18 protein-coding genes are annotated in these 24,816 nt (G+C 62.1%); 7 read left to right on the top strand and 11 right to left on the bottom strand.

Going from position 1 to position 24,816, the window contains the following annotated elements:
• Nucleotides 1-38: 38 nt before the first annotated feature.
• On the bottom strand, nt 39-7,052 hold the full coding sequence (locus QQL76_RS02985) for a peroxidase family protein (RefSeq protein ID WP_499206310.1): 7,014 nt from the start codon (nt 7,050-7,052) through the stop codon (nt 39-41).
• A gap of 559 nt (nt 7,053-7,611) precedes the next feature.
• On the opposite strand from QQL76_RS02985, the gene QQL76_RS02980 reads away from it, so the two are divergent.
• Nucleotides 7,612-8,949 carry a sensor histidine kinase gene (locus tag QQL76_RS02980; RefSeq protein ID WP_499206309.1) on the top strand — a complete coding sequence of 446 codons (1,338 nt, stop codon included), beginning with the start codon at nt 7,612-7,614 and terminating at the stop codon, nt 8,947-8,949.
• A 228-nt stretch (nt 8,950-9,177) separates the two neighbouring features.
• On the opposite strand, the gene QQL76_RS02975 is transcribed toward QQL76_RS02980, so the two are convergent.
• The gene (locus QQL76_RS02975) at nt 9,178-9,867 is read right to left on the bottom strand and encodes a response regulator transcription factor (protein ID WP_499206308.1); all 690 of its coding nucleotides are present in this window, start codon (nt 9,865-9,867) and stop codon (nt 9,178-9,180) included.
• Between the two features lie 400 nt (nt 9,868-10,267).
• Nucleotides 10,268-10,708: a c-type cytochrome gene (locus QQL76_RS02970; RefSeq protein WP_499206307.1), complete on the bottom strand. Its 441-nt coding sequence runs from the start codon at nt 10,706-10,708 to the stop codon at nt 10,268-10,270.
• A 109-nt stretch (nt 10,709-10,817) separates the two neighbouring features.
• On the opposite strand from QQL76_RS02970, the gene QQL76_RS02965 reads away from it, so the two are divergent.
• Entirely contained in the window at nt 10,818-11,708 is an 891-nt protein-coding gene (locus tag QQL76_RS02965; RefSeq protein ID WP_499206306.1) for a LysR family transcriptional regulator, read from the top strand.
• A gap of 26 nt (nt 11,709-11,734) precedes the next feature.
• Here the strand turns inward: QQL76_RS02965 and QQL76_RS02960 are convergent, their stop codons facing one another.
• The 4 genes from QQL76_RS02960 to QQL76_RS02945 form a co-directional block, all read right to left on the bottom strand.
• Complete coding sequence (locus tag QQL76_RS02960; protein WP_499206305.1) at nt 11,735-12,430, bottom strand: exopolysaccharide biosynthesis protein; 696 nt, start codon at nt 12,428-12,430, stop codon at nt 11,735-11,737.
• A gap of 91 nt (nt 12,431-12,521) precedes the next feature.
• A complete protein-coding gene (locus QQL76_RS02955; RefSeq protein WP_499206304.1) occupies nt 12,522-13,082 on the bottom strand; it encodes a DUF2076 domain-containing protein in 561 nt (186 codons plus the stop codon).
• A gap of 98 nt (nt 13,083-13,180) precedes the next feature.
• Nucleotides 13,181-13,999: an IclR family transcriptional regulator gene (locus tag QQL76_RS02950; protein ID WP_499206303.1), complete on the bottom strand. Its 819-nt coding sequence runs from the start codon at nt 13,997-13,999 to the stop codon at nt 13,181-13,183.
• Nucleotides 13,992-14,414, bottom strand: a complete 423-nt coding sequence (locus QQL76_RS02945; RefSeq protein ID WP_499206302.1) for an acyl-CoA thioesterase — start codon at nt 14,412-14,414, stop codon at nt 13,992-13,994. Before QQL76_RS02945 ends, QQL76_RS02950 begins: the two co-directional genes overlap by 8 nt.
• Nucleotides 14,415-14,510: 96 nt before the next feature.
• On the opposite strand from QQL76_RS02945, the gene QQL76_RS02940 reads away from it, so the two are divergent.
• The 4 genes from QQL76_RS02940 (at nt 14,511) to QQL76_RS02925 (ending at nt 19,101) form a co-directional block, all read left to right on the top strand.
• On the top strand, nt 14,511-15,653 hold the full coding sequence (locus tag QQL76_RS02940; RefSeq protein ID WP_499206301.1) for an FAD-dependent monooxygenase: 1,143 nt from the start codon (nt 14,511-14,513) through the stop codon (nt 15,651-15,653).
• Nucleotides 15,650-17,275, top strand: a complete 1,626-nt coding sequence (locus QQL76_RS02935; protein ID WP_499206300.1) for an acyl-CoA synthetase family protein — start codon at nt 15,650-15,652, stop codon at nt 17,273-17,275. Before QQL76_RS02940 ends, QQL76_RS02935 begins: the two co-directional genes overlap by 4 nt.
• A gap of 12 nt (nt 17,276-17,287) precedes the next feature.
• The gene (gtdA, locus tag QQL76_RS02930; protein WP_499206299.1) at nt 17,288-18,328 is read left to right on the top strand and encodes a gentisate 1,2-dioxygenase; all 1,041 of its coding nucleotides are present in this window, start codon (nt 17,288-17,290) and stop codon (nt 18,326-18,328) included.
• 71 nt (nt 18,329-18,399) lie between these two features.
• Nucleotides 18,400-19,101, top strand: a complete 702-nt coding sequence (locus QQL76_RS02925; protein ID WP_499206298.1) for a glutathione S-transferase family protein — start codon at nt 18,400-18,402, stop codon at nt 19,099-19,101.
• 37 nt (nt 19,102-19,138) lie between these two features.
• On the opposite strand, the gene QQL76_RS02920 is transcribed toward QQL76_RS02925, so the two are convergent.
• Nucleotides 19,139-21,208 (bottom strand): fatty acid beta-oxidation multifunctional protein, encoded by a 2,070-nt coding sequence (locus QQL76_RS02920; protein WP_499206297.1) that lies wholly within the window; start codon nt 21,206-21,208, stop codon nt 19,139-19,141.
• Nucleotides 21,209-21,292: 84 nt separating this feature from the next.
• Between QQL76_RS02920 and QQL76_RS02915 the strand changes: the two genes are divergently transcribed.
• On the top strand, nt 21,293-22,105 hold the full coding sequence (locus tag QQL76_RS02915) for a Clp protease/crotonase-like domain-containing protein (protein WP_499206296.1): 813 nt from the start codon (nt 21,293-21,295) through the stop codon (nt 22,103-22,105).
• Nucleotides 22,106-22,108: 3 nt separating this feature from the next.
• Here the strand turns inward: QQL76_RS02915 and QQL76_RS02910 are convergent, their stop codons facing one another.
• From QQL76_RS02910 to boxA, 3 genes are all read right to left on the bottom strand, one after another.
• A complete protein-coding gene (locus tag QQL76_RS02910; RefSeq protein ID WP_499206295.1) occupies nt 22,109-23,023 on the bottom strand; it encodes a helix-turn-helix transcriptional regulator in 915 nt (304 codons plus the stop codon).
• Nucleotides 23,024-23,131: 108 nt separating this feature from the next.
• Entirely contained in the window at nt 23,132-23,572 is a 441-nt protein-coding gene (locus QQL76_RS02905; protein ID WP_499206294.1) for an acyl-CoA thioesterase, read from the bottom strand.
• A complete protein-coding gene (gene boxA / locus QQL76_RS02900; RefSeq protein ID WP_499206293.1) occupies nt 23,572-24,777 on the bottom strand; it encodes a benzoyl-CoA 2,3-epoxidase subunit BoxA in 1,206 nt (401 codons plus the stop codon). The genes QQL76_RS02905 and boxA overlap by 1 nt, the downstream gene beginning before the upstream one ends.
• Nucleotides 24,778-24,816 lie beyond the last annotated feature (39 nt).

The following is a 24,816-nucleotide window of genomic DNA, read 5'->3' as shown; positions in this document are numbered from 1 at the left end:
GGTTCCTCGACCGGCGGATCGGCATTTCTCATGCACTGTCAGCTCAAGATGTCGGTGTCGGTCAGGTGATGCCTGCCCTTGATCGCGATCTCGAAGTCCGCGTCGGTGTTGCCGTCGACATTGCCCGAGAGGATGGTGAACTCGCCGTCATCCGTCACGACATGGCTCTGCCTGATCTGGCCTGCCGACGTGAACGATCCCCCTGAGATCAGCTGGAACTGCTGATTTCCAGCGGCCCCCACATTCGCGTCGATCGCCGAGACGTCGATCCGGTCGCCCGGCTCGAAATTCATGATCGTGTCGCCATCCGCTGCGAGCGTGGACAGGAAGCGATAGACGTCCGACCCCTCGCCACCGTCGAGCACGTTGATCGCGTCGCTGGCGATGATGGTGTCGTTGCCGCCCCCGCCGATCGCGTTTTCGATCGAGTAGATGACGTCGCGGACACCCGATGCCGTCGTCACGCTGCCCCGCTCGTTGAGGCCGTTGCCGAGATTGATCGTCAGAGCCTCGGTAAGTGCGGCATAGTCGATCGTGTCGATGCCTTCGCCACCCCAGTACGTGTCAGCTTCGTCGCCCACCGTGGCGAGGAAGAGGTCGTCGCCGTCGCCGCCGAAGAGCTTGTCGTTGCCTTCGGCACCGATGAGGACGTCGTCGCCATCCTCGCCATAGACCGTGTCATGGCCCCAGCCGCCATCGATCCGGTCGTTTCCGGCTCCGCCGAAAACTTCGTCCTGATTGCCATGGGCATGGATGGTGTCGTCGCCATCGCCGCCGAAGACCGCATCCTCGCCATCGCCAGCACTGATCTTGTCGTCGCCGCCAAGTCCGATGATCGTGTCTGCTACGGCGCGACCGACCAGGATGTCCGCACCATGACCGCCGATGATCTGGCCGGGATTGGTGCCGCCGATGACGATCGTACCTTGGTCGGCATCGCCGTCATCGTCGTCTTCGGAGCCGCCATCATCATCGTCATCTTCGTCTTCGGACCCCGATTCCTCGTCATCACCGTCCTCGGACTCATCCTCATCGGAGTCGTCGTCATCGTCGTCCTCTGACTCCGATTCCTCGTCCTCGTCTTCGCTTTCGTCGTCCTCACCGTCCTCGGACTCGTCATCTTCATCGGAGCCGTCGATATCTTCGTCGGGGTCGTCGTCGTCTTCCGCGTCTTCACCTTCTTCGTGCTCGTCGTCGCCGACGTCGACGCCGTTGTCGTCGTCGTCTTCGTTCTCGGTTTCGTCGTCATTATCCTCAGGCGGCGACGCCTGCTGGAACTGGGGCGGCAGATCGCCCGTGAAGGTGATCGAGTTCGTCCCGTTGCCGAACGTCTTGGTTCCATCCGCGTTGGTCGTCAGCACATAGCTCGTGATCTCATCGCCGGGGGCGAGAACCACCACATCTTGCGGCCGCAGCGTCCCGATCAGCGTCACGTTGCCGCCGAGCGAGGTGAAATGCAGACGGTGCGATGACAAGAGGCCGGAGATGTCGATCGTCTTGTCGCCCACGCCGGAATTCACCCGGATGGTGTTCTCACTGAGCTGCGTCGGTGCAAAATCGCCGACCGGAAGCACTGTATCCGCCCCGTCACCCGTATTGATGACGATCTCCTCGATGTTGCGGAGTTCCGCGATGATTGCGCCAACGCCAGTTCCGTTCCGGGTGATCACGATGTCTGTGTTGGCATTCAGGGCAGCGATATTGTTGCCCTGCACATCGTCCCAAGCTTGGCGCGTGTAGACCCGGAACAGTTCCGCTGTGGCGTTGCCGTTGATGATGACGGTGTCGGTGCCGCCGACGCCACCGTCGATGACGTCACGGCCGTCGCCCACGCTCCAGGTGATGGTGTCATCGCCCGCGCCGCCATTGATGGTGTCGTTAGCGGTGCCGCCGAAGAGTGCATCATTGCCATCTTCGCCATTAAGCGTATCGGCGCCGCCATCACCCATCAGCGTGTCGTTATCCGCGCCGCCATTCAGTGTATCGGTTCCGACACCACCATTCAGCGTGTCATTGCCCGTTCCGCCGTTCAACGTGTCGTTGTTGCCATCGCCGTTCAGCGTATCGTCGCCACCATCACCGTTCAGCGTGTCGTTACCGGTGCCACCATTCAGCGCATCATTGCCGAGAAGACCGCTGAGCACGTCGTTGCCGCCGGCTCCATTCATCAGGTCCGAACCGTTCGTGCCCGACACCGCGTTGGCCGCGCCATTGCCGTTGTAGACGATGCCGACGAGGTCGGTCGGAGCAGAGAAGAGCTCTTCCGCAAAGCCACCATTGTCGGTGAAGCTGATGGCCGCACGGATCGGATTTCCGACCTGTGCTGCCGTTGGTGTGAAGGTCGTACCCGTAGCATCGGGAATATCGACCCAGACGCCGTCGACCAGCACCTGCCAGCGCACCTCAAGAACGACACCGGTGAGCCCGTTCAGGTCGGTGATGCCGGAAATATCCGCGGTGATCGCCTGACCCTGCCGCGGCGTCGCACTGCTGAGCACCGGAGCACCTTGTGCCGCCTGGGCGACCGAATAGACCTCGCCACCCGCAAAGTGCAGCTGCTCCATGTTCCAGACAGTGTCCGTACCGTCGGAAACGAGGTTGCGTTCCGTCTGCGGATTGACGACAGCGCTCACCACGTTCTGCGTCACCGTCACGCTGCCATTGGCATTGTGCGTGATCGTGTAGTTTTCGATCACGTCGTTGAAGACGGCAACGTCGACCGAAGTGGAGTCGTTGCTGTCGATCACTTCACGCACGATTTTCATCTGGGCCGGGGCAATCTGCCGGGCGACCATCAGTTCGAAGAGCGACTTGTTGGCCCATTGTGAACCAAGCCCCAAGGCCGCGACTTCGGCGGCGGTAAAGACATGCTTCATCGTGTCGACGGAAGCGGCTTCCGGTCCCGAGCCATCAACGCCCAGATGGATCGCGATACGCACGTTCAGCCAGCGGTCGCCATCGATGATGTCGTCGCCGCCATTGCCCTGCAGCCTGTCCGCCCCGGCGCCGCCGAGGAGAATGTTGCCACGGTTGAAGGCCATTTCGAGTTCGCGCTGTTCCGGAGTCGCCCCGATAGGCGCAGCGATCAGATCGCCGAGGAATTCGCGCAGGCCTTCGATACGGTCAACACCGGCCTGCGTGAGATCGTCCTGGAAGAAGATGTTCTCCGTTGTCGCGACCGTGTCGCCGGGAGCGATGTCACCGAACTCGCGGTCGTCGCCGATCAGCGTGTCGTTGTTGTTCCAGCCGGACAGCGCTTCGGTCTTGTCGAAGCGGTTGCGCAGGATGTCTTCCGCTTCGGTGGTGAAGATCGGGATGCGCATGTCGGCATAGCCGTCGAACTGCATGCCCTTGAAGATCGCCCAGTCGAAGCCGAACATGCCTTCGTTGCGCATGACGCTTTCGCCCTGGACCATGATGTCGTCGCCGGACTCGGCGTCGAAATCGTGCTCGTCATTGCCGGCGAACATCACGTCGTGGCCTTTGATGGCAGAGTTAAAGAAGAGTTCGGAGTTGTCACCGGCCGTGGTGTCGAAGCCGTTGCCAGCTTCGATCCAGTCGTCACCCTCATTGCCCATGAGGAAGTCCATGTCGTCGCCGCCAAGGATGAAGTCGTCACCCTGGCCACCGAAGACTTCGGTCGCATCCACACCAACGAAGACCGCGTCCTTGCCCGATCCACCCATGATGATATCGAGGCCGTTGGAGTTGGCGATGACGTCGTCGCCCTCCTCACCCTTCAGGAAGTCGCCCGTGTCGCCGGAGTCGGTGATGATGTCGTTGCCGGCACCGCCATTGACGAGGTCGACGCCTGCACCCGCTTCGATGCGGTCGTCGCCCGCATCGCCCCAGATGCCGTCATCCCCGAAATCGGCGATGATCGTGTCATTGCCGTTGGTGCCGCCAAAGACCACGTGCTCGCCGCCGAAGAAGCGGAGATAGTTCGCATCGGGACCGACGGTACCAGGATCGTTGCGCACGACCTTGCCGAGGCCCATGGCTTCCAGATAGGCGTCCTGGCCGACCGGATCCTTGCCCGCCAGGTCGCCGTTCTGATCGGCCTGGTTGGCTTCGTTGACCTCGAGAACGTAGTCGTACCGGGCGAAGGAATCGACGCCGATATGGCGTTGCACGATATCGTCGGACGTCCCGCGGATGCCGTCTGGACCGGGATCGGCAAGGGCCGTGTTGGCCATGATGATCTTGGAGAAGGAGTTCTGCTCCAGCTCGTTGAGGAAGTTCTGGCCCTGCGTGCGGGTGAGGTAATAGAACCGGTCACCATCCTGCAGGTTTTCCAGCTGCAGTTCAAAGACGGCGTTGAAGGTGGAACCGAGCATCCCGCCGAACGGCATCTTCTTTTCGGCAAGGCCGCCGATCCAGAGATCGATGTCGTTGAGACCGCTATTGGCGGCGTTCCAGGTACCGGTGCTGTTGAGGAACTCCGCGCGGTCGGCGATTTCGGTCGGGAACCCGTCGGCGTCGACGCCGAGAACAAGCTCCAGAGCGATGGCGCGCTTTTCTTCCATCGTGCCGACGATCAGCGGGTGCTTGCCATAGGCTGCGATGAAGTTCACGACCGAGATCGGGTTCTTTAGATTGGCTGCGAATTCCGACCAGCTCGTATAGGGCGTCAGGAATGTCGATCCGCTGGCGGCATAAAGCTGCTCGCGGGCATTGTTGAGCGATGGCATGCCAGTATCGCGACCGCGCGCGATGTTGATGGCCGCAAGGTCGAGCGGCAGGCCGAGCAGGTTGTTGCGCAGCGCGTTGACCACGAACTCGTCGATCTCGTTGCCGCGCTCGATCGTCATGCCGCGCACGATGGCAGCAGCCGCCTCGTCATGCGAAATCGTGTGGTTGTTGTCGTAGAGGACCGGGTTCAGGAAAGCCTCGACGAGATCGACGTCTTCGTTGAACGGGTTCCCGTTAGCGTCGATGCGCGGCATGTTCTCCGTGAGCATCGAATGGCCGAAGCGGTAAACCACGTTGGCGAATTCGGCGAAGATCGACGGATTGATGTCCGGAATGCTGTTGAACACGAAGACGTCGATGTTCGGCTGGATCTTGCGAGCGAACTCTTCGAAGACCAGGTGCTGATACTGCATTTCCGTGGCGAAACGGCCCGCCTGGAAAAGACGCTCGCCGTCCCATGCAGCAGTCGCGTTCAACTGAGCGGCCAGAGCCTGTGCTTGCGCCAGATTGGTCGGCAGGACCGTGCCCTGCGGCAGATCCGTCGTCAGCCATTCATTGATGAAGGCGAGATTGCCGCTCTGCAGGATCGTGAGTTTCTGCGCATCGACCTGTCGGTTGTGTTCCGAATGGAAGATGTGGTGAACGGCGGTCAGCCCGATATTTTCGTTGCCGCGACCATCGCCCGTGATGAAGTGCCGGTCGAGCAGTTCGTCGTCATAGGTGAGATTGACGCCAAACCCGTTCGGCACGATCACGTTGCCGGCGACATCGTCCTCATCGGGCGTCACTGCGACCTGCGGCGTCGCCGGATTGCGGTCGTGATCGACAAGGAGCTTCGGCACGGCATTGTGTGCAATATCGTCGAGGAAAGCGTTCGCCGTTCGAACGGGTGAAACCGAGCCGAGAGGCGTAGGCACGCCGGCCACCGGCGTGTGAAGAACGACTGGGTTCGAAGGCGTTCCGCTGGCGACGCCGTCATCGTCCGTATTCGGAATGCCGTCGGGGCCGAGAGAGAGCACGACCTGCGGGAAGCCGTTGGCATCGCGAATGAATTCGCCATAGGCGTCCGTTCGCAGAAGCGGCACGGCGAATACGTCCATGTCAGAGAGCTGGATGCCGAGCAGGTTCAGAGCCTGCGTCTTCACATCCGCCCAGGTTGCCAGGCCGCCATCCGCACCAGACAGAAGCCGGCCAGTCGCCATCGGCTCACCGTCGACAAGCGTGTATTCGCGCAAGAAGACCTGATGCGACGCGTTGGACGTATAAGTCTGGTTCTGGTCGACAAACGGCGTCGTCACGTTGGTCTGGGTCGGGACGCCGCCGGGGCCGGCAACTGGCGTCGCGCGGGTCAGGACCATGAACTGCGATGATGCCGGCACCTCGTCGCCATTGCCGGCGATACCGTCCGGCCCGTGCGTGACGAGCGGGTCGTCGGCAGCGAGTGGCACATAGATCGTGCCGGAACCGCCCTTCGTGATGAGGTCGAGACCGTGGTCGAAGAACTGTCCGAAGAACGTCATCCAGGCGTTGAACGGTGCCGAAAGACCTTCGTCGGGAGCGACGTTCGGGATGTCGATCGTGTTGCCGTTGAAGGTGATGCCTTTTTCTTCCGCCAGCGCGCGCATCGCGGCCTGCGGATCGGCGGCGACCGCCTGTGCTTCGGCAAGTGCTGCTTCCGCTTCGGCGAGATCGATAGCGGCGTCCTGAATGGTGTCGATCGTCGTCGGATCGGTCGGCGAGAATTCGGCGATGGCCTGCGTCAGCAGGTCCGTCGCCTCATCGACGGCGAGCTGGGCCGCAGCAAGCGCTTCGGCTGCGGCAGTCGGCGTGATCTTTCGCGCCAGGATCGCTTCGAGATCCGCCTGGGGATTTTCCGATCCTGCATAAACCAGCGCGGCGAAGATCGCGGCCGGGTTGTTGATCGACATATCCGCGACGAGGTTGGAGATCGTGCGCGGATCGGCATCGACGACGCTCGAGCCCGGCGCATAGTTGCCGTTCTGAAGAACGCCGCCCGGACCGGGTCCGTTGAGATCGAGGCTGTCGCCGTCATTGTCGTTGATGAAAGTCGGCTCGAAGAGGCGCGGCATCGGCTGGTTGGCGGCACCCCAAAATTCGCGTCCCGGCAGAATGTTGTTGTAGCTGCCGTCGACCGTGCGCAGACCGAACGGTGTCTTTGGATCCGGGATCGCCAGCACGGCGCCGGGCGTCCCTTGCGGAACGACATTGCCCAGCGCGTCGACGTAGATGTCCGTCAACTCACGGGCGTTCGTGCCCGAATGCGCGGTGGAGTTGCCCTCCGCAATCTTGATTTGCTTGAGGATGAACTCCAGGTCGGCGAGATTGAGTTTAACGGCCATTTTGCCCTCCATCGGATGGCGTGCCCCTAGTCCAGCACGCTCGAGTTTCCTGGCTCCATCGATCCCCGGAAACGCTCGCTCCCGAGCCGGCCTGTTCCGATCGTTTCCCCCAATCGGAACCTAGCTGAGCCTGGCATGATCATCCCCTGCGCCCGCTTTCGTGACGAGCACACAAGGTCGAACGGTGTAGAAGGACTTCGGAGGGAACGAATTTCGACCTTGGAGGAGAGACGATCACCGACTTTGGTCCGATGACAGCAAGCGCTTTTGCTGCTTCGCAACTTGAGACGCCAGTTGCGCGCCACCGCGATCCATCATTCGCTAAACTTTGTGCTATAAAACATGGGAAATGCAGCCGACTTCACTTGGGGACTTTGCAGGATGACTGCCTCGCCTCGGATCGCACCGGATGCCTGAGCGCGCCACGTCCAGGACCTCTGCGGGGCCGATCAGCTCGAGTGGCGATCATGCGCGAACGGCCGTATCGCTATGGCGAACAGTGTGGCGGACGCTTTTCCCAGGTCCCCTTGCCAGTCAGTTCATGCTCGGTGCGACGGCAGTGGTTTTCACGCTCATGCTCGTTCTGGGCTACTGGGCAAACAGCAGGCTGGAAAACGCGATCCTGAAATCCGCCGGCGAGTTCGGCGCGGTCTATATCGAGAGCTTTCTGGAGCGCTATGTGCAGAACATGACACCTGAGGGGACCCTCCCCCCTTACGTGCATCGGCAGATCGACGGCCGAATGAACAGCAATGTCGATCAGAGGCAGATCGTCTCCGTCAAAATCTGGAACCGCGACGGCATCGTCATCTTCAGCGACGAGAAGGCAAATATCGGCCTGCGATCGACGAGCGACGATCTCGCCAATGCATTTGCCGGTCACGTCGTGACCAGCTACGAGGAAAGCCAGAACGACGATGCCGAAAGTCCGGTGGAAGTCGGCGTGCCACTCGTGGAAATCTACACACCGCTGCGCGATCGCGACACCGGGGAGATCGTTGCCGTCGGCGAATTCTACCAGCAGGCGACGTCGCTGCAGGCAGAGATCAGGCGCCTGGAAACCTGGACGTGGTTGCTCGTTGCCGTGACGGCGGTTCCGATGCTCGGACTGCTGCATGTGCTCGTCCGACGCGGCAGCAAGAGGATAGAAGCGCAGGATCTGCAGCTGCGCATTCAGCTTCAGGAAGCCAATGAGCTGGCCGCCCAGAATGCGCGGCTGCGCCGCAGCGCCGACAAGGCGCGCGTCGACTCTACCCGCACGAATGAAACGCTGCTCGGGCGCATCGGCTCAGATCTGCATGACGGCCCCGTGCAGTTGCTAAGCCTGCTCATCCTGAAGCTTGGAGCGCGATCCGGCACATTCGCCGAGGGGCACATGACGGCACAAGAGCGAGCCGAGAGCGACCGCGAGATCATCGCGCTGGCCGAGGAAATCATGACCGAGATCCGCACCGTCTCGGCCGGCCTCTCTCTCCCCGAGCTTGAACATCTTTCGCTGGCAGAAGTGGTGAAACTCGCCGTCAACCGACATGAGAACCTCACCGGCACCAGTGTCGCTACCGACATCGGGACGCTCCCGTCCTCGGTATCTCACCCGGTGAAGATCTGCGCCTACCGCATCGTTCAGGAGGGCCTGTCGAATGCGGTCAAGCATGCCGGGGGCGCCGGCCAGCATGTGGCAGCACATTCCAACGCCGAGGAAATCGAGCTGGTCGTGTCCGATCGAGGACCCGGCATGAGCGCTCACGCAGCCGAAGGCTTCAAGGGCGCCACCGCCTCGCAGGGGCTAGGCCTGAAGGGGATGCGCAACCGCATCCGCGCCTTCGCGGGCCGCCTCGATGTACAAAGCTCACGCGAAGGCGGCACCCGCATCACGGCGCATATCCCGCAACTTTAGGCAATGTGCCGAGCCCTGATCGGGTCTTTCTCGCAATCGCAATCGCCCCGGTCACCCGCGCCTGAGGGCATTGTAACCGCTCCCCGCACGAAAAAGGGCACCAGTTCATGACGCCGGCGCCCTCATCGAAATGTCTCTTCGCCTGCCCGGAGCATTTTAGGCCCGACTGGCCGACCAGCATCACCCCGAGAGACATCCCCACATGTCTTTCGACGGCGTATGCTTGGATCAGTTCAAATAGGCCTGATGCGCCGAAGCTGCGGCAGCTCCGGGATCGACAACATCGCCCAGCTTCTGCGCCGCGATGACCACCTCGAGGCGATTGCGCACGTTCAGCTTCTGCATCAACACGGTCATGTAGTGCTTGACCGTCTTTTCGCTGATGTGGAGCTGCTCGGCGATCTCGCGATTGGTACGACCCCGCATGAGAAGCCGCACGATTTGCTCTTCGCGAATGCTGAGCTTGATGGCCTGGGCCGCAGCCTTGCGAAGCGACGCGTTGCGCAGAGCCGCAATCACCTTGCCGGCAAAGCCTTGGGTGATGAACGTTTCGCCCGTTCGGACCGCATGGACGGCATTCAGAAGATCGTCTGCCGTGCTGCCCTTGAGAACGTAGCCGCTTGCCCCGGCATCAAGCGCCCGAACTGCTTGATCGATACCCGTGGCCGCTGTGAAGGCAATGACCTTCGTATTGGCCTGTCGTCCCGAGATCCTTGAAATCGCTTCGAAGATATCGCCGGGCATACTCAGGTCGACGACCAGTATGTCTGGAGAGTGCGTTTCGGCAATCTTCAGTGCGTCTTCTGTGGTGTAGCCCTTGGCAACGATATTCAGTTCATTACTGCGTGAAAAAACGCTGACGATCCCCTCTAACAGGATAGGATGATCGTCGACGAACGCGATAGAAATCGCCGACATGTTGAACCCCCGCTGTCTCAACTATTCAGCATATTACGCGCGGCAGAATTCGCTGTAAACGGGTTTGTTAATTTGTGATTAACCGGCCTATTCTGGCCTTCGACAGTTCGCGGATTGTACACATCGTGCTGCCACCGGTGGTGGGTGCATAAGCATTAAGTAAGTCAGCATGATTGACATTTTAAAACGCTAAATTCCCCTTCTGGGACGAAGAACAACCCGTTGACGGGCAAGCTTAACTTCGCGCGACCGGCCTTCGCGGAGCGGGCGGAGACCCCTCGTTCGACCCAGCTTGGAACACCATCCCGGGTCGGGTCGGCATCACCTGTCCATCAACGGGCCTCCACTCAGGATTGCGCACGGCAATTGTTACATTCGAGCGCGGCCCGGCAGAGAAATGTCAATTTTCCTTCTCGATGCGATAAGTCTCATGGCAATCGCCGCAGTTCTCGGCAACCGCGCCGAATGCTGCCTGAAAGCTCGTGAGGTCTGCCGGCGCGGCAGCGACGGCCGCTTCTGCATCCTCCCGAAATGCATCGATCTGCGCCTGAAAACCAGCCTGATCCTCCCAGATCTTTGGGCTCGCTTCCGTATCGCCGCCAGTTTGCGACGTTTCGGGAAACAGATCCGGCAGACGATTGGCGGTGTCGACGAAATGCTCGAAGCCCTCCATGGCCGCCGCCTGGTCGAACGGCGCCTCGCCCTTGGCCATCGGCGCCAGGATCTTCATGGTGTCGCCATTGCGCTTCATCAGCGCCTGACGCTCTTCGATCTCATCAGCGCTGGCCGCTCCCGTGCAGATCAGAAGGCAGGCTAGGGCCATGTTGAACTTCTTGACCATCGATCATCCTCCGGCTCAACTGATGAATTAAAGACAATATCGCCTAAGTGACTGTAGACCGCGCTTCTAAGCTCGACAATTTGCAGCAATGCAGTCAGGCTGTGCGATTATGCATTCTGCCAATTGGGACGACCTGCGGTTCGTACTTGCCGTTGTGGATGGTGGCTCTGCCAAAGCTGCCGCCGCGGCCCTGGATGTCGACCATACGACGGTGCTTCGCCGCGTGAGCGCGCTGGAAAAGCACTATGGCGTCAAGCTCTTCGATCGCGATCAGTCTGGCTATCGCCCAACGCCGACTTGCCATGCGATTGTCGAGATCGCGCGCTCGGTAAGCCATTCGGTGTCGGAGATTGAGCAGGAGGTCCTTGGGCGGCACCGACGCCTCGAAGGCCGCGTCACACTGACGACCACGGACACGATCTATCTGTGCGGCCTGGAAGACATGATTGCGGAGTTCGGGACGCTGCACCCCGATATCGTTGTCGAAACGCATGTCACCAACGCCAAGCTGGATATCGCTCGCTACGCGGCCGACATCGCCGTGCGTCCTTCACGCGCCCCGCCACAATGGCTGACGGGTCGTAGTATAACGGGCCTGTCCTTTGCGCTCTATGGCGCCACAGCGGAGTTCGCCGACACCGACGACCCGCTTGCCGAGCAGTGCGCCTGGGTCGGGCTGGGCGAGGCGCTCGCCGGTTCACCCGCTCATGGCTGGATCAACGACAACGTGCAACCCGAACGCATCGTTCTTCGCGCCGACAGCTTTGCGCTCGTTCCAACGATGCTTTTGAGCGGCCGCAGGCTCGGCATCATGCCGTGCTGCATGGGGGATGCGCGCGACGGGCTGATGCGCATTGGCTCCGTGCGGCGCGAGATGGATACGTTCATCTGGGTGCTGACGGCGCAAGGCCATCAGTCGCCGCAGCGCGTTCGCACGCTTTGCGATTTCCTGGCTCGGGCACTGCGGCGACGAAAGGCTACCATGGAGGGCCGGCCATGAACCTGTGCTCGGCAAAGATTCTGCTCTCAGTGTAGAGCGTTGGCGATAAGGTAGAACACCGCCTTGAGCAGCGCATAGACGACGCCCGCCGCGACGAAGAGCGAGACGGCCGACATGATCAGGCCCGCGATCGTCCAGACACCGTCCCGCTCGAGAACGCCGAAGGCGAAGATGCTGATGGCGATCGCGGGCAGCATGTTGCCTAGCGGGATGGGCAACACGAGCACGAGCGACAGGATCAGGCAAACGAAGCCGATCAGGTACTCCATCGGCGGCAGCGTGAGGGTGCTGAGGCGCGGACGCAGCAGCTTTTCCGCTCTCGAAAGCCATGGCCCCAGACGCCCGACGAGCGTCGCGAAATCCTGCCGTGCCATGGAACGATTGGCGATAAACTGCGGCAGCCAGGGCCGCCGCCCGAACATCATCTGCGCGGCCAGAAAGACCAACGGAGCGCCCAGAATGGCTGATGTTCCCGGCGGCGTCGGGATCGCGTTGGGGAGCGCGAACACAAGCATGAGCGCGCCGAAAGCACGATCGCCCATCGCCGAAATGATGTCGCCGACCGACACGCGTTGACGCGTCGGATCGCCAGCGAGCCCCTCGAGTATGCGCGAAAACCGCGGCCGCTTCTTCTTGCGCCGTTTCAGGAAACGCCGACGCAAGCGTCGGTCGCCATCCATCGGGATTTCGTCAACCGCGGGATCGTCCACCGGACCAGTCATGCTGCAAGAGCTCCGCACGACCTTCCCGGTCGCCTATGCTGCGCACTGTGATAGCTGCTTCAGTCCAGTCGGGAAAGCCGGGCTGAAGCGGTTAGAATTCCATGTCGCCGAAATCGCCGCCCATGTCGTCGCCGCCGAAATCGTCCGCAGGCACATCGTCGGCCGGCACCTCTTCGGCTGCGGCAGCCTCATCGCCGGCAAAGGCGCCAGCGATCATGTTGCCGAGAAGCAGGCCACCAGCGACACCCATTGCGGTTTGCGCGGCACCGGCAAGAAAGCCACCGCCGCCAGCGCCTCGTCCACCCAAAGCAGCGCTTTGCGGCAGCACGGCACCGGCTGCACTTCGGCGCGGAATGCTGGGGACCCGGCCGGAAGGCCGCTGCCCGCCGCCAAAGAGTCCGCCGAGAAACCCGCCACTCTCCGGCGCGCTTTGTTGTTGCTGCTCCAGCGCCTCGATACGCGCCTGAGCCGCTTGGAGGGCCTGCTCCTGCACCACGATCGTCTGCGCCATGTAGTAGGGCGCACCGGGATGAACCGAGATCTGGTCGCGGATGAAAGCCTCGGCCTCCCCGTCGCGCGCCATACCCTGACGCTCGACCTCGGTCAGTCGGTCAAACAGATCCTCGATTGCCTTCTTGTCATTAGCGTCCATGCCCAGGGCCTCCTCGATGCTCTCAGTGTTCGAACCACATAGGTGCTGATTTGCGTGACGAAAAGACGACGAGGGCGATATCGTTCCATCCGCAGTCGTTAGCCGATGCCAGTCGGCTTGCCAGCCGGAACCGCCTCGCGGGCGCAAAAGCTCTTTAGGGAAGACAGCGCTTCCGACCCTTCGACAATGCTGGAAGGGTCGGCTCCGATCAGCGTCACGACCGCCTGCGCCTGGCCCTGCCAATCAAGGATGGGTGCGGCCATGGCCACGAGTCCCGGTATGAACCGCCCATCCACCGTGGCATAGCCCCGACGGCGAATCTCACCGGTCAGCGCAGCGATCGCGGATCGATCGGGTAGATGCCCGTCAAAAATCCGTGGGCTGGCCGTGGCCCGTTCCAATTCGGCCTCCAGCAGCCGTTCGGTTACTTGAGCCGGCAGATAGGCAAGGCAGACACGGCCGGTCGCGGATGTCAGCAGAGGCAAGGTCGTGCCGAGCCCGAGCGACGTGACGATAAAAGATGCTGCCCGCTCCCAGCGCACGACGGTCGGGCCGGAATTGCCCCAGACGCACAAAAGCGAGGTCAGCCCCGTCTGCGCCGTCAACTCCGGCATCCCTTCGGCGACGGAGTTGACGAAATCGTGCCGCCCGAGGGCCGCCAATCCCAGATCGATCGCACGAGGCCCGAGATCGTAGGTCCCCGACCGGCCGTTCTGCCGAACGAGACCCGCATGAATGAAGGATGCAAGATAGCGATGCACCTTGCTTGCCGGCATATGACAGGCGCGGGCAAGTTCCGAAAGCCCCACCGCGCCCTTCATCTCGCCCATGGCCAGCAGGACCCGCAGCGCCGCGTCGAGCGACTGGATGCCGCCCGTCGCTTCGGTCGCAATGCCCTGCTCGTCGCTCTCAGCCACGGCCGCGCTCCAGCATTTGCCTGAAAGGCTCGATCGGCGCCGCGCGAAGCCGACCGCCCTCCTCCGCCATGAAGAGACCGCGCACCTCATGGCCGGTAAAGGCCAGACGCGTTCCGACATGTCCTTCATAGGTGACCTTCACGGTGCGGCTCGTCCACTCGACGATCGTCAGCGACAGCGTCAGCGTTTCGCCGAACGTCACCGGCGAGCGAAACGTCGCGCCCACGTCGATGAGGCCTGTTCCCACGGTGCCGAGGTCGTGCTTCAGCCGCTTCTGCCCGCAGCCGCGACTTTCCAAGAACGAATGGAATGCCGCGTCGAACCAGCGGAAGAAGTTGGGATAGAATACGATCTCCGCCGGGTCGCAGTGACCGAAGCTGACCGTCACGTCGGTCTTGAAAGTCTCAGCGGTCATTTCCGCTCCGTAAAATTATTTGCATATGATGCAATCCTTGGTTAGCCTCACTGTCAATATCTATGGCTCGTATCGCAGGAGAGGAGGCGGAGCGAGTTGCAGCTTTCCACAGTCGACATCATCGGTGCCGGCCCGGCCGGTCTATATGCGGGTATCCTGCTCAAGCGAAGGATGCCGGGCGCGCGTATCGTCGTTCGCGAGCAGAACGCGTCGGATGCGACCTTTGGCTTCGGCGTGGTCTTTTCCGATCAGGCGCTCGATTTTCTGAAGTCGGACGACCCGGAGACCCACGACCTGATCACGCCGCATATGGAGCGCTGGCGCAACATGACGCTGGTGCTGCAGGGCGAGCGCGTGGTCATCGACGGCATCGGCTTCGCCGCGATCGGCAGGCTCCACCTTCTGCAATTGCTGCAGGAGCGCGCGCGCGCCGAAGGCGTGGAACTGCTGTTCGGACAGCCCGCCTCCGATCTCGATGCCCTGGAAGCCGATCTTGTCGTCGGCGCCGACGGCTTGAATTCTCTCGTCCGCCGAGCCGACGAGGATGCGTTCGGCACGACACTCGACCATTTTGACAATCGCTTTGCCTGGTTCGGTACCGACCGGCCATTCGACACCCTGACCCAGACATTCATCGAAACCGAGCGCGGCACGTTCAACGCGCACCACTATCGCTACACGCCCGACCGCTCGACCTTCATCGTCGAATGCGATGCGGCAACTTTCGCAGCCTATGATTTCGACAGGCTGAACGAGGAAGCCTCTGCGCGGATCTGCGAGGAAATCTTTGCCACCACGCTTGGCGGAGCGCGCCTCATCACCAACCGTTCGGTCTGGCGGCGCTTCCCCAAGCTCTGGTGCGAGCGCTGGGTCAGCGGCAACCGCGCCATATTGGGCGATGCGGCGCACACGGCGCATTTCTCCATCGGCTCCGGTACCCGGCTTGCCATGGAAGATGCCATCGCACTCGCCCGCGCGCTCGATGCCCATGAGAAGCTCGACGACGCGCTGGCCGCCTATCAGCAGGAGCGGTTGCCCATCGCCAAGAAGATCGTCACCGCGGCAAACACCTCGGCTGAGTGGTACGACCGGTTTGCGGAGAAAATGGCGCTGGCGCCGCTGGATTTCGGCTTCGACTACATCACCAGATCCGGCCGCATCGACATGGCGAGGCTGCGCCTGCTCGCGCCGAATTTCATGGCCAAATACGAAGCTTCGAAAATGAGGAGCACGGCATGAGTGCGACAGCCATCCGCGCAGCCACGATCTCTCCCATCACCGATCCCGTTGGGGACACATCCGGCGGCCGGGAAATCGGCTTCATCAAGGAAGATCATCCGAACGCATCGGCGATCCTCTTCGACAATCTCGATCGCAATCCCGAGGCCGTCGCCGTAACCGGTCCAGCGGGTACATTGACCTATGCACAACTGTGCGCTTCGGCTTCGCGCTGGGGCAATGCCTTCGTCGCGGCAGGGCTTAAGCGCGGCGACCGGATACCGTTCTTCCTCGACGATACACCTGTGTTCGTGGCCGCCTTCTTCGGTGCCGTGAGAGCCGGTTTCGTTCCGGTACTGCTCAACACGCTGACGACGCCCGACCTCCTTAATTTCTTTCTCTCTGATACCGACGCCCGGATCGCGCTGTGCGAAGCGGATCTCGTCGACAAGTTCTCAGACGAGGCACTGGCCGGTGTCGCGCTGGATTACATCGTGATCGCCAATGGCAAAGGTGCGACGCCCGACGAGCGCTTCGTCCATGGAAGCGAGTTCGTGAGCGGCCAGAGCGACACCCTTGCCGTAGCCGACACCGGCCCGGACGATATGTGCTTCTGGATGTATTCGTCCGGCTCGACCGGGCGCCCGAAGGGCATCGTCCATCTCCAGCACGACATGGCGTACACGGTGCAGAGCTACGCCCGGCATTTCCTGGACGTCACGCCCGGCGACATCTGCTTTTCCGTGCCGAAGCTCTTCTTCGCCTATGGCTTCGGCAATGGCATCACATTTCCGTTCGCAGCCGGCGCGACCAGCCTTCTCATGCCAGGCCGGCCCGAGCCGGACAGGATCCTGGCTACGATCGAGAACTACCGCCCCACGATCTTCTTCGGCCTGCCGACGCTCTACACCGCGCTTTGCCGCGCCGATGACGTTGATCACCGCGACCTCGGTTCGATCCGCCTGTCCGTCTCTGCCGCCGAGACATTGTCGGAAGACATCTTCAACGCCTGGAAAGGCCTCACCGGGCTCGATGTCATGGAAGGCCTCGGCTCGACCGAAGTGCTGCACATCTACCTGTCGAATCTTCCCGACAAGAAGCGCATCGGGTCGGCCGGAAAGCGCGTTCCCGGCTACGAAATCCTGCTCAAGGACAAGGACGGCCGCGAAGTCGCGCCTGGCGAGGAAGGGGTCATGTGGGTCCGCGGCCATTCGACTGCGCCCTGCTACTGGAACCGGCCAGACAAGACTGCCGAGACCATGCGCGGCGACTGGCTCTACACCGGCGACCGCTTTATCGAAAAGGACGGCTTCTACTTCTTCCAGGGTCGGGCCGACGATCTGATCAAGGTATCCGGCCAATGGGTATGGCCGCTCGAAGTGGAGCGGTGCCTCGCCGAACATCCCCACATCCATGAGTGCGCCGTGCTCGCACACCAGATGGACGACCGGCGCATGACCCTGAAGGCGTTCGTCCGGCTGCGCGATGGGTTCACACCCGACGCCGCAACGACGAAGCTTCTACAGGACCATGTGAAGCAGCGCCTGCTGCCCTATAAATATCCACGCATCGTGACCTACCTGCCGGAACTGCCGAAGACCGGAACCGGCAAGCTCGACCGCCAGGCGCTCGCCCGCCTCTAGAGGAGAACAGCAATGCACCCCAAGCCGCAGGATACGCCCGAGCGCCGCGCCTTCTACGAGAGGATCGACAAGCAGAACATGACGCCGCTCTGGACGGTCCTCGGCGCGCTCGTCACGCCCGAACCGGTCTCCAAATGCCAGGCCGTGGGCTGGAAGTTTTCCGAAATCCGCACAGCCATGATGGAGGCCGGCGGACTGATCACCGCCAAGGAGGCCGAACGGCGGGTGCTCATCCTCGAAAATCCCGGCTTGCGCGGCGAATCCAAGGTCACGACCTCGCTTTATGCCGGCGTGCAGCTGGTGCTGCCAGGCGAAGTGGCGCCGGCCCATCGCCATACGCAATCGGCCCTGCGCTTCGTTCTCGAAGGCTCCGGTGCCCATACCGCTGTCAACGGAGAAAAGACCGTGATGCAGTACGGCGATTTCGTCATTACGCCGCAGATGGCCTGGCACGACCACGGCAACGAAACCGACGAGCCGATGTTCTGGCTGGACGGCCTCGACATTCCGCTCGTCTCCTTCCTCGACGCATCCTTTGCCGAAGGTCTTGGCGAGGATGCGCAGCAGATCACGCGTCAGACCGGCCAATCCTACAACGAATTCGGCAACAATCTGATGCCCGTCGACGCGCCACGCGGCGGCCACGTCTCGCCGATTTTCAACTACCCGTACGAAAAGAGCCGCGCGACACTCGAGGCCATGAAGAAGGGCGGAGATCCGGACCCCTGCCACGGCTACAAGCTGCGCTACACGAACCCGCTCGATGGCGGCTTCGCCATGCCGACGATCGCGACCTTCATCCAGCTTCTCGCTGCCGGTGCCACGACCCCCTATCGCTCGACCGATGCCACGATCTTCGTCTGCGTCGAAGGCCGCGGCAAAAGCCGGATCGGCGACGCGGTCATCGAATGGGGTCCGCAGGATATCTTCGTCGCCCCCTCCTGGAAGACGATCGTCCATGAACCGGCCGAGGAAACGGTTCTGTTCTCCTATTCCGATCGCGCGGTGCAGGAAAAGCTCGGGCTTTGGCGCGAAGCCCGCGGCAACGCCTGACGCGCGCAACTCGAACCTGATAAGAAGACGAAGGCGGCAAGGCCTCGCATTTGCGATCAGGGAGAGGCGCGATGATCGATCTCTATTACGCCCCGACACCCAACGGGTGGAAGGTCGCGATCATGCTGGAGGAATGCGGCCTGCCCTACCAGGCCCGCTTTCTCGACATTTTCCACGGCGCCCAGCTAACGCCTGGATTTCTGGCGATCAGTCCCAACGCCAAGATGCCTGCGATCGTCGACCATAGCGGCAACGGCGGAGCCGTCCCGGTATTCGAATCCGGCGCCATTCTCTGGTACCTCGCCGAAAAGACCGGGCGGTTCATGTCGAACGACTCGATCGCCCGGAAGGAGACGATGGAATGGCTCTTCTGGCAAACCGGTAATCAGGGCCCAATGGCCGGCCAGCTGGCCCATTTCCGCATGTTCGGACCGACCGGTGGACAGGATTACGCCCTGAAGCGCTATCGCGGCGAATATGAGCGCTCGCTCGCGGTTCTGGAACGGCGCCTGCGCCAGGACGAGTTCATCGTCGGCAGCTATTCCATCGCCGACATGCTGGCCTTCCCCTGGGCGTTCATTGCCAAGAACCTCGACGTATCGCTCGACCCGTTCCCGGAAGTGAAGCGCTGGCGCGAAACGATCAAGGCCCGCCCGGCCGTGCAGCGCGCCATCGCGCTGATGAAGGAGCGCCAGAACAAGGGCGAGCACAATTCGGGCAACAACACCACGCTCTATAACCAAAGCGCGCGCCACTTGCTGGATATCGGATAGACGAAGAACGAAGGCGCATCAGTCGCCGTCCCGGCATTCACCCACGCTTCACATCACCGAACCGCCCGCCCGTCTTCGCCAATTCGCGAATAAGCGGGCTCGGCTTCCACATGACCGGATCCTGCCTTTCGAGCTCTTCAATCCGGGCGAGGATGGCGGCTGCGCCCAGCGTGTCGGCGTAGTGGAGAGGGCCGCCGCGCCAGCGCGGGAAGCCGTAGCCGTGGATCATCACGAGGTCGATGTCAGCCGCTTTTTCCGCGATGCCTTCATGCAGGATGTCGGCGGCTTCGTTGATCATGGCGAGCGTTAGCCGCTCACGGATTTCCGCGTCGGAAACGTCACGGCGCGTAACCTTGGCGAAATGGGCCTCTTCCGTAATTAAATCCTCGAGCAGTGGATCGACGACGGAGCCACCCCCGCCCGGATAGCGGTACCAGCCGACGCCGACCTTCTTCCCGAGCCGGCCTTCTTCCACCATGCGATCGGCGATCGGTATATAGCGCCGATTGGGGTCACGCGTCGGTGCGCGACGCTTGCGCTGGGCGTAGGAAATGTCGAGGCCCGAAAGATCCTGCACCTCATAGGGACCCATCGCCATGCCAAAATCCACCATGGCCTCGTCGATGAGCCAGGGCAGCGAACCATCCATCATGAGGATGTCCGCTTCCTCCCGGTAACGGAACAGAATGCGGTTGCCGATGAAGCCATCGCATACGCCGGCAAGCACCGGGATCTTGCGCAGCTTGGCACCAACGGCAAAGCCCGTTGCCAGCGCCTCCTGTGACGTCCGGTCGGCGCGAACGATCTCCAGCAGCTTCATGATATGAGCCGGGGAAAAGAAATGCAGTCCGAGAACCCGCTCCGGCCGCGATGTCGACGCGGCGATCTCGTTGACGTCGAGATAGGACGTGTTGGTCGCGAGCACCGCGTGGGCCGGCATGACGCGGTCCAGCGTGGAGAAGATCTCCCGCTTCACCTCGATGCTTTCGAAAGCGGCCTCGATCACCAGTTCCGCCTCGGGCAGATCGTCGTAACCGACGAGCAACTGGATGCGCTCCTGCCGCTGGGCGGCATCGGCCTCGCTCATCAGGCCACGCTTCACCGCGTCCTTGAACAACCGGCCGACATTGTGGCTGGCGCGCTCCTTGGCATCCGCATCGGTTTCCACCAGCGCGACGCCATATCCGGCACTGTCGAGCGCATAGGCGATGCTGGCACCCATCGTCCCGCCGCCGATGACGACGACCGTCTTCACGTCGACCGGCTGCGCCTCCACCCACGCCGGCTTCTTTGCCCCGCGCTCGGCGAAAAACACATGCCGAAGCGCCCTGGCCTGCGCACCCTGCCGCAGCGTCAGGAAGGTCTCCCGCTCTTCCAGCATGGCTTGCGCGAACGGCATTGAGCTCGAAAGCGCAACAAGTTCGATCGCGCGCTGCGGCGCGTCCTGTCCGCGCATGCGCTTGGCTGCCCGTTCCCTGGCCGCATCAATCGCCGCCTGATCGTCAGCCACCTGCGATCGCTGCGACAGAGGCACGATCGCCGACAGGTCCTCGCTCTCGGCAATCTGCCGTGCCCGAGCGAGCGGATCCTCCGCGATTTCGTCGACCAGCCCCACGTCGAGCGCTTCCTTGGCCTTCAAGGTCCGACCGTTCGCGATGATGTCGAGTGCGGCGGCCAGACCTACCAGGCGCGGCAGCCGCTGTGTGCCACCAGCACCCGGCACGACGCCGAGCGTCACTTCCGGCAGGCCGATCGTGCTCTTCGGGCCGGCGATCCGCTTGCGGCAGGCAAGGGCCAGTTCGCAGCCACCGCCGAGCGCCGCGCCCGTCAGCGCGGCGATCCAGGGCTGCGGCGCATTTTCGATGGCATCCAGAATATCGGGAAGATGCGGCGCCACCGGATCCGCGTCGAACTCGCGTGCATCGGCGCCGGCAGCGAAGATCGTGTCCGATCCGGTCAGCACCACTGCCCTGAGATCGGAAGCATCGGCCAGTTCCTCCAGCACCCGCATCAGCCCCTGGCGCACCGAAAGCCCGATCGCATTCACCGGCGGGTTGTCGAGCCGGACAATAGCGATGGATCCTTCGCGCGCGACTGTGACGGCCATGATGTTCCTCCGAGCCTTGTTGCGAGATGCGGTATAGTGCATCGTGACGATATTCAAACTGCCAACTGCGTGGATTCCCGACGAATGTCAAAAGAGAATGACGATCAGGCCGACCGCCTGATCAAAGAGACCATCGAAGCCGGCGTGATGACCATCACCCTGAACCGGCCGGAGCGCATGAATGCGCTGACGGAAGCGATGCTCCTGCAGTTCCGCGCAGCGCTCGAACGTGCCGCCGCCGATCCGCTTACTCGCGCCGTACTTGTTCGAGCCGCAGGACGTGCCTTCTGCACGGGTCAGGATCTGTCGGCGCGCGACCCCCGCAAGTTCGCCGAACCGTTCGATCTCGAGGCGATCCAGAGAGAGCTCTTCCATCCGATCGTCACATTGATCCGCACGATGGAGAAGCCCGTCGTGATCGCCGTTCATGGCGCGGCTGCCGGTGCCGGAGCGTCCATCGCCATTGCAGGCGACATCGTGCTCGCCGCCGATGATGCGAAGTTCATCTGGTCGTTTGCCAAGGTCGGCCTTTCGGTCGATGCCGGAGCCGGACATACGCTCGTCCAGGCGCTCGGCGCGGCAAGGGCGCGCGCACTGCTGCTAACGGCAGGCAGCCTGTCGGGTAGTGAAGCCGCCGCTGCTGGCCTGATCTGGAGAAGCATGCCGGAAAGCGAACTGCAAGACGAAGCAAGCGCCATTGCCCGCCGCCTCGCAGAAGGACCGACGCTCGGCTACGGGCTGATCAAGAAAGCCGTCGCTGCAGCCGAGACCATGCCGTTCGATGAGTACCTCGCCGACGAGGCACGCCTGCAAGGCATCGCCGGCCGCTCGGAAGATTACCGCGAGGGCGTGCTGTCGTTCCTGGAGAAGCGTCCGGCCGCGTTCAAGAGCCGCTGACCGTCAGGCGCGGAGGAAGCCGCGCTTTTCGATAAGGTCGAGCACGGCATCCAGCGTTTCGGGGAGACCGCGCCCGCTCGTGTCGATCTGCGCTTCGGCACGGGCGTAGAGCGCTTCGCGGCTCATCAGGATGTTGCGCAGTTCGTCCATTGCCGCCGGGTTGCCGGCCATGGGGCGCTCATCGCCCTGTGCGCGCACCCGGCCCATGTGCTCCTCCGGCCGCGCCTTCAGCCAGATCGTGTGATAGTGGCGAAGAAGATAGTTGAACGTCTCGGGCTCCGAGACGATGCCGCCCGCAACCGCCAGCACGATCGAGTCATAGGTGGCGGCGATCCGCTCGACCGATTGCTTCTCCAGCCGCCGATAGCCTTCCTGGCCATAAAGCGCGATCACTTCGTTGACCGGCATGCCGCTCGCCTGCTCGATCTCCTCGTTGAGTTCGAGAAACGGCAATTTGAGCCGGTCGGCGGCAAGACGGCCAATGGTGGATTTGCCCGCACCGCGCAGGCCGATGAAGGCCAGTCGCCGTGAACGCCGCAGATGCGGATTGTCCGGGTCGAGGATTTCCAGCACGCGCATGCGCTGTTCGCCGGTGGCCTGGCGATAGAGCGACATCACGGCAACCGCGTCGGATGTGTAGGGATCTTCCTCGCCCACCAGCCATTCGATCTTGTGGTCGAGCGCTTCCGCCACACGCCGCAGAAGCAGGATAGAGATGTTGCCCGTGCCACTCTCCAACTGGGCGAGATACCGTTGCGAGACGCCTGAAATTTCAGACAGTGTTTTGCGCGAAATGCTGCGGCGATTGCGCGCTGCGCGCACCCGATCGCCCACCATTTCGAGAAAGCGTTCGGTATCGTCCGCCTGGCGGTCTTGACCAAGCGTCACTCTGCCGCCAAATGTGACGATCTCATCCATAGCCGAACCATAATGCAGCGGGCCAGAAGGGCCAACGCTTCATGCATTATATTTCATCTTGCTGATTGAACAGCCCTACTTTTTGCCCGTCCACAGCAACGCGGTCGATTAAAACGGCTCGCTCAACAGGCTCTCCAGCCGTATGCGGATTTCCGCCGAAGGATATCCCGGCCTGAAATCATCCGCGGATACGGCAACGCAGACGAAATTGCCTTCAAAGCAGACCGCCTCGTTCTGGCGGCCTACCACCCTGAACGTCAGCGACGTTGTCCCGAGCTTGGTAAGCATCACGGTGCAGAGCAGCGGATGCCGCGGCGTGATCGGCGAGCGGAAGTCCATGTCGAGATGCACGAAGGGGGTCCCCATCCGGTGATCGACATTGAGCGCGAACCAGTCGATCCCCACTCGCTCGGCCCACCATGCATCGATAGCCGACAGAGCAAATTTCGGGATCTGGCCGGTATAGGCGATGCGCGCGGGATCGCAGTCAGCCCATTGCACCATAATCGTGTGAACGAACGGGTCCGATGGCTCTTCAGTTGCAGCCATCAATATGTCTCGACATGGTAGCGGCCACTCTCGCGCATCTGGTCGCGCAGGCTTACCCAATCGGTCCCGATATCCTTGGCAATCTGTTCGAACGCGGCCTCGACGCCGTGCTCCATGGCTTTCAGCCCGCAGACATAAATGTGCGTGTGTGGTGCTGAGAGCAGCCCAGCCAAATCCGCGCGCTGCTTCAGCATACGGTCCTGCACATATTCCTTCTCCACCGCCTCGGCCCGCGAGAAGACGAGATGCTTTTCGAGGATCGTGTCAGGCACCTTCTTGAGCGGCCCGAAGTAAGGCAGCGCGTCGGACGTGCGGGCGCCGAAGAAGAGCCGCATGCGCTCTCCCCCATCGGCCGTGAGTCGCTGCCGGCGCATGGTGAATGCGCGAAAAGGTGCCGAGCCGGTGCCCGTGCAGATCATGACGATCTGCGCCTGCGGATCGTTCGGCATCAGGAACGTCGCGCCGAATGGCCCGGTCAGCCGAACCTCGTCACCCTTCTGCAAATCGCAGACATAGTTGGAGCAGACTCCCTGCTCCTCGCGCTTGACGGTCAGCGAAATGTTGTTGGTGTTCGGACGCTCGCCATCGCGCGGGCTGGAGATCGAATAAAGTCGCGGCAGATACGGATTGCCGTTGGCATCCGTACCGGGCGGCTGGATGCCGACGCTCTGGCCTTCAAGAACTGGGAAGTGTTGATTGCCAAGATCGATGATGATGTGGCGCACGTCGCTGTCGGCGCTTTCGCTCGTCAGCCGGTAATTGCCCTGCACGATACCGACAGCAGGCTTCTTCAGATTGTAGAGATTGATCGAGGGCTTCGATGCGGTCGCGGGCGCACGCGCCTTGCCGCCAGCACCGGCATGGGCTTCGGCGAGCAACCGCTCGACGGAATCCTCGAGCGCCTCGACGTCACCACCTTCAGCAGGCCCCGTCCCATCGGGCTTGGCGATTTCCTCCTGCTCGGGAAGCTCCATCCAGCTCATCTGCTCTTCGAGCGAATAGGGCTGCATGACGACCCGCCAGGCATCGATTGATCCGGTTGGGCAAGGCGAAATGCACGCCATGCAGAAATCGCACTTTGCAGCATCGACGACGACATTGTCTTCGTTGTGAGTGATCGCATCGATCGGACAGGCTTCCTCGCAGGTATAGCAGCGGATGCAGATTTCCGGATCGATCAAGTGCTGTTTCAGCGGAGCGTTCATGGGGCGGGTGCCTCCCGTGGTCACCAATGCGATCAGTGG

The organism is Rhizobium albus, from assembly GCA_030160035.1.
Lineage (GTDB): Bacteria > Pseudomonadota > Alphaproteobacteria > Rhizobiales > Rhizobiaceae > Georhizobium > Georhizobium albus.
This window is presented reverse-complemented; position numbering and strand designations above follow the sequence as displayed.

Excerpts from the sequence above, each read along its gene's own strand:
- QQL76_RS02985 (WP_499206310.1), bottom strand. The coding sequence starts at position 7,052 with ATGGCCGTTAAACTCAATCTCGCCGACCTGGAGTTCATCCTCAAGCAA.
- QQL76_RS02975 (WP_499206308.1), bottom strand. The coding sequence starts at position 9,867 with ATGTCGGCGATTTCTATCGCGTTCGTCGACGATCATCCTATCCTGTTA.
- QQL76_RS02970 (WP_499206307.1), bottom strand. The coding sequence starts at position 10,708 with ATGGTCAAGAAGTTCAACATGGCCCTAGCCTGCCTTCTGATCTGCACG.
- QQL76_RS02965 (WP_499206306.1), top strand. The coding sequence starts at position 10,818 with ATGCATTCTGCCAATTGGGACGACCTGCGGTTCGTACTTGCCGTTGTG.
- QQL76_RS02960 (WP_499206305.1), bottom strand. The coding sequence starts at position 12,430 with ATGACTGGTCCGGTGGACGATCCCGCGGTTGACGAAATCCCGATGGAT.
- QQL76_RS02955 (WP_499206304.1), bottom strand. The coding sequence starts at position 13,082 with ATGGACGCTAATGACAAGAAGGCAATCGAGGATCTGTTTGACCGACTG.
- QQL76_RS02945 (WP_499206302.1), bottom strand. The coding sequence starts at position 14,414 with ATGACCGCTGAGACTTTCAAGACCGACGTGACGGTCAGCTTCGGTCAC.
- QQL76_RS02935 (WP_499206300.1), top strand. The coding sequence starts at position 15,650 with ATGAGTGCGACAGCCATCCGCGCAGCCACGATCTCTCCCATCACCGAT.
- gtdA (WP_499206299.1), top strand. The coding sequence starts at position 17,288 with ATGCACCCCAAGCCGCAGGATACGCCCGAGCGCCGCGCCTTCTACGAG.
- QQL76_RS02925 (WP_499206298.1), top strand. The coding sequence starts at position 18,400 with ATGATCGATCTCTATTACGCCCCGACACCCAACGGGTGGAAGGTCGCG.
- QQL76_RS02920 (WP_499206297.1), bottom strand. The coding sequence starts at position 21,208 with ATGGCCGTCACAGTCGCGCGCGAAGGATCCATCGCTATTGTCCGGCTC.
- QQL76_RS02915 (WP_499206296.1), top strand. The coding sequence starts at position 21,293 with ATGTCAAAAGAGAATGACGATCAGGCCGACCGCCTGATCAAAGAGACC.
- QQL76_RS02910 (WP_499206295.1), bottom strand. The coding sequence starts at position 23,023 with ATGGATGAGATCGTCACATTTGGCGGCAGAGTGACGCTTGGTCAAGAC.
- QQL76_RS02905 (WP_499206294.1), bottom strand. The coding sequence starts at position 23,572 with ATGGCTGCAACTGAAGAGCCATCGGACCCGTTCGTTCACACGATTATG.
- boxA (WP_499206293.1), bottom strand. The coding sequence starts at position 24,777 with ATGAACGCTCCGCTGAAACAGCACTTGATCGATCCGGAAATCTGCATC.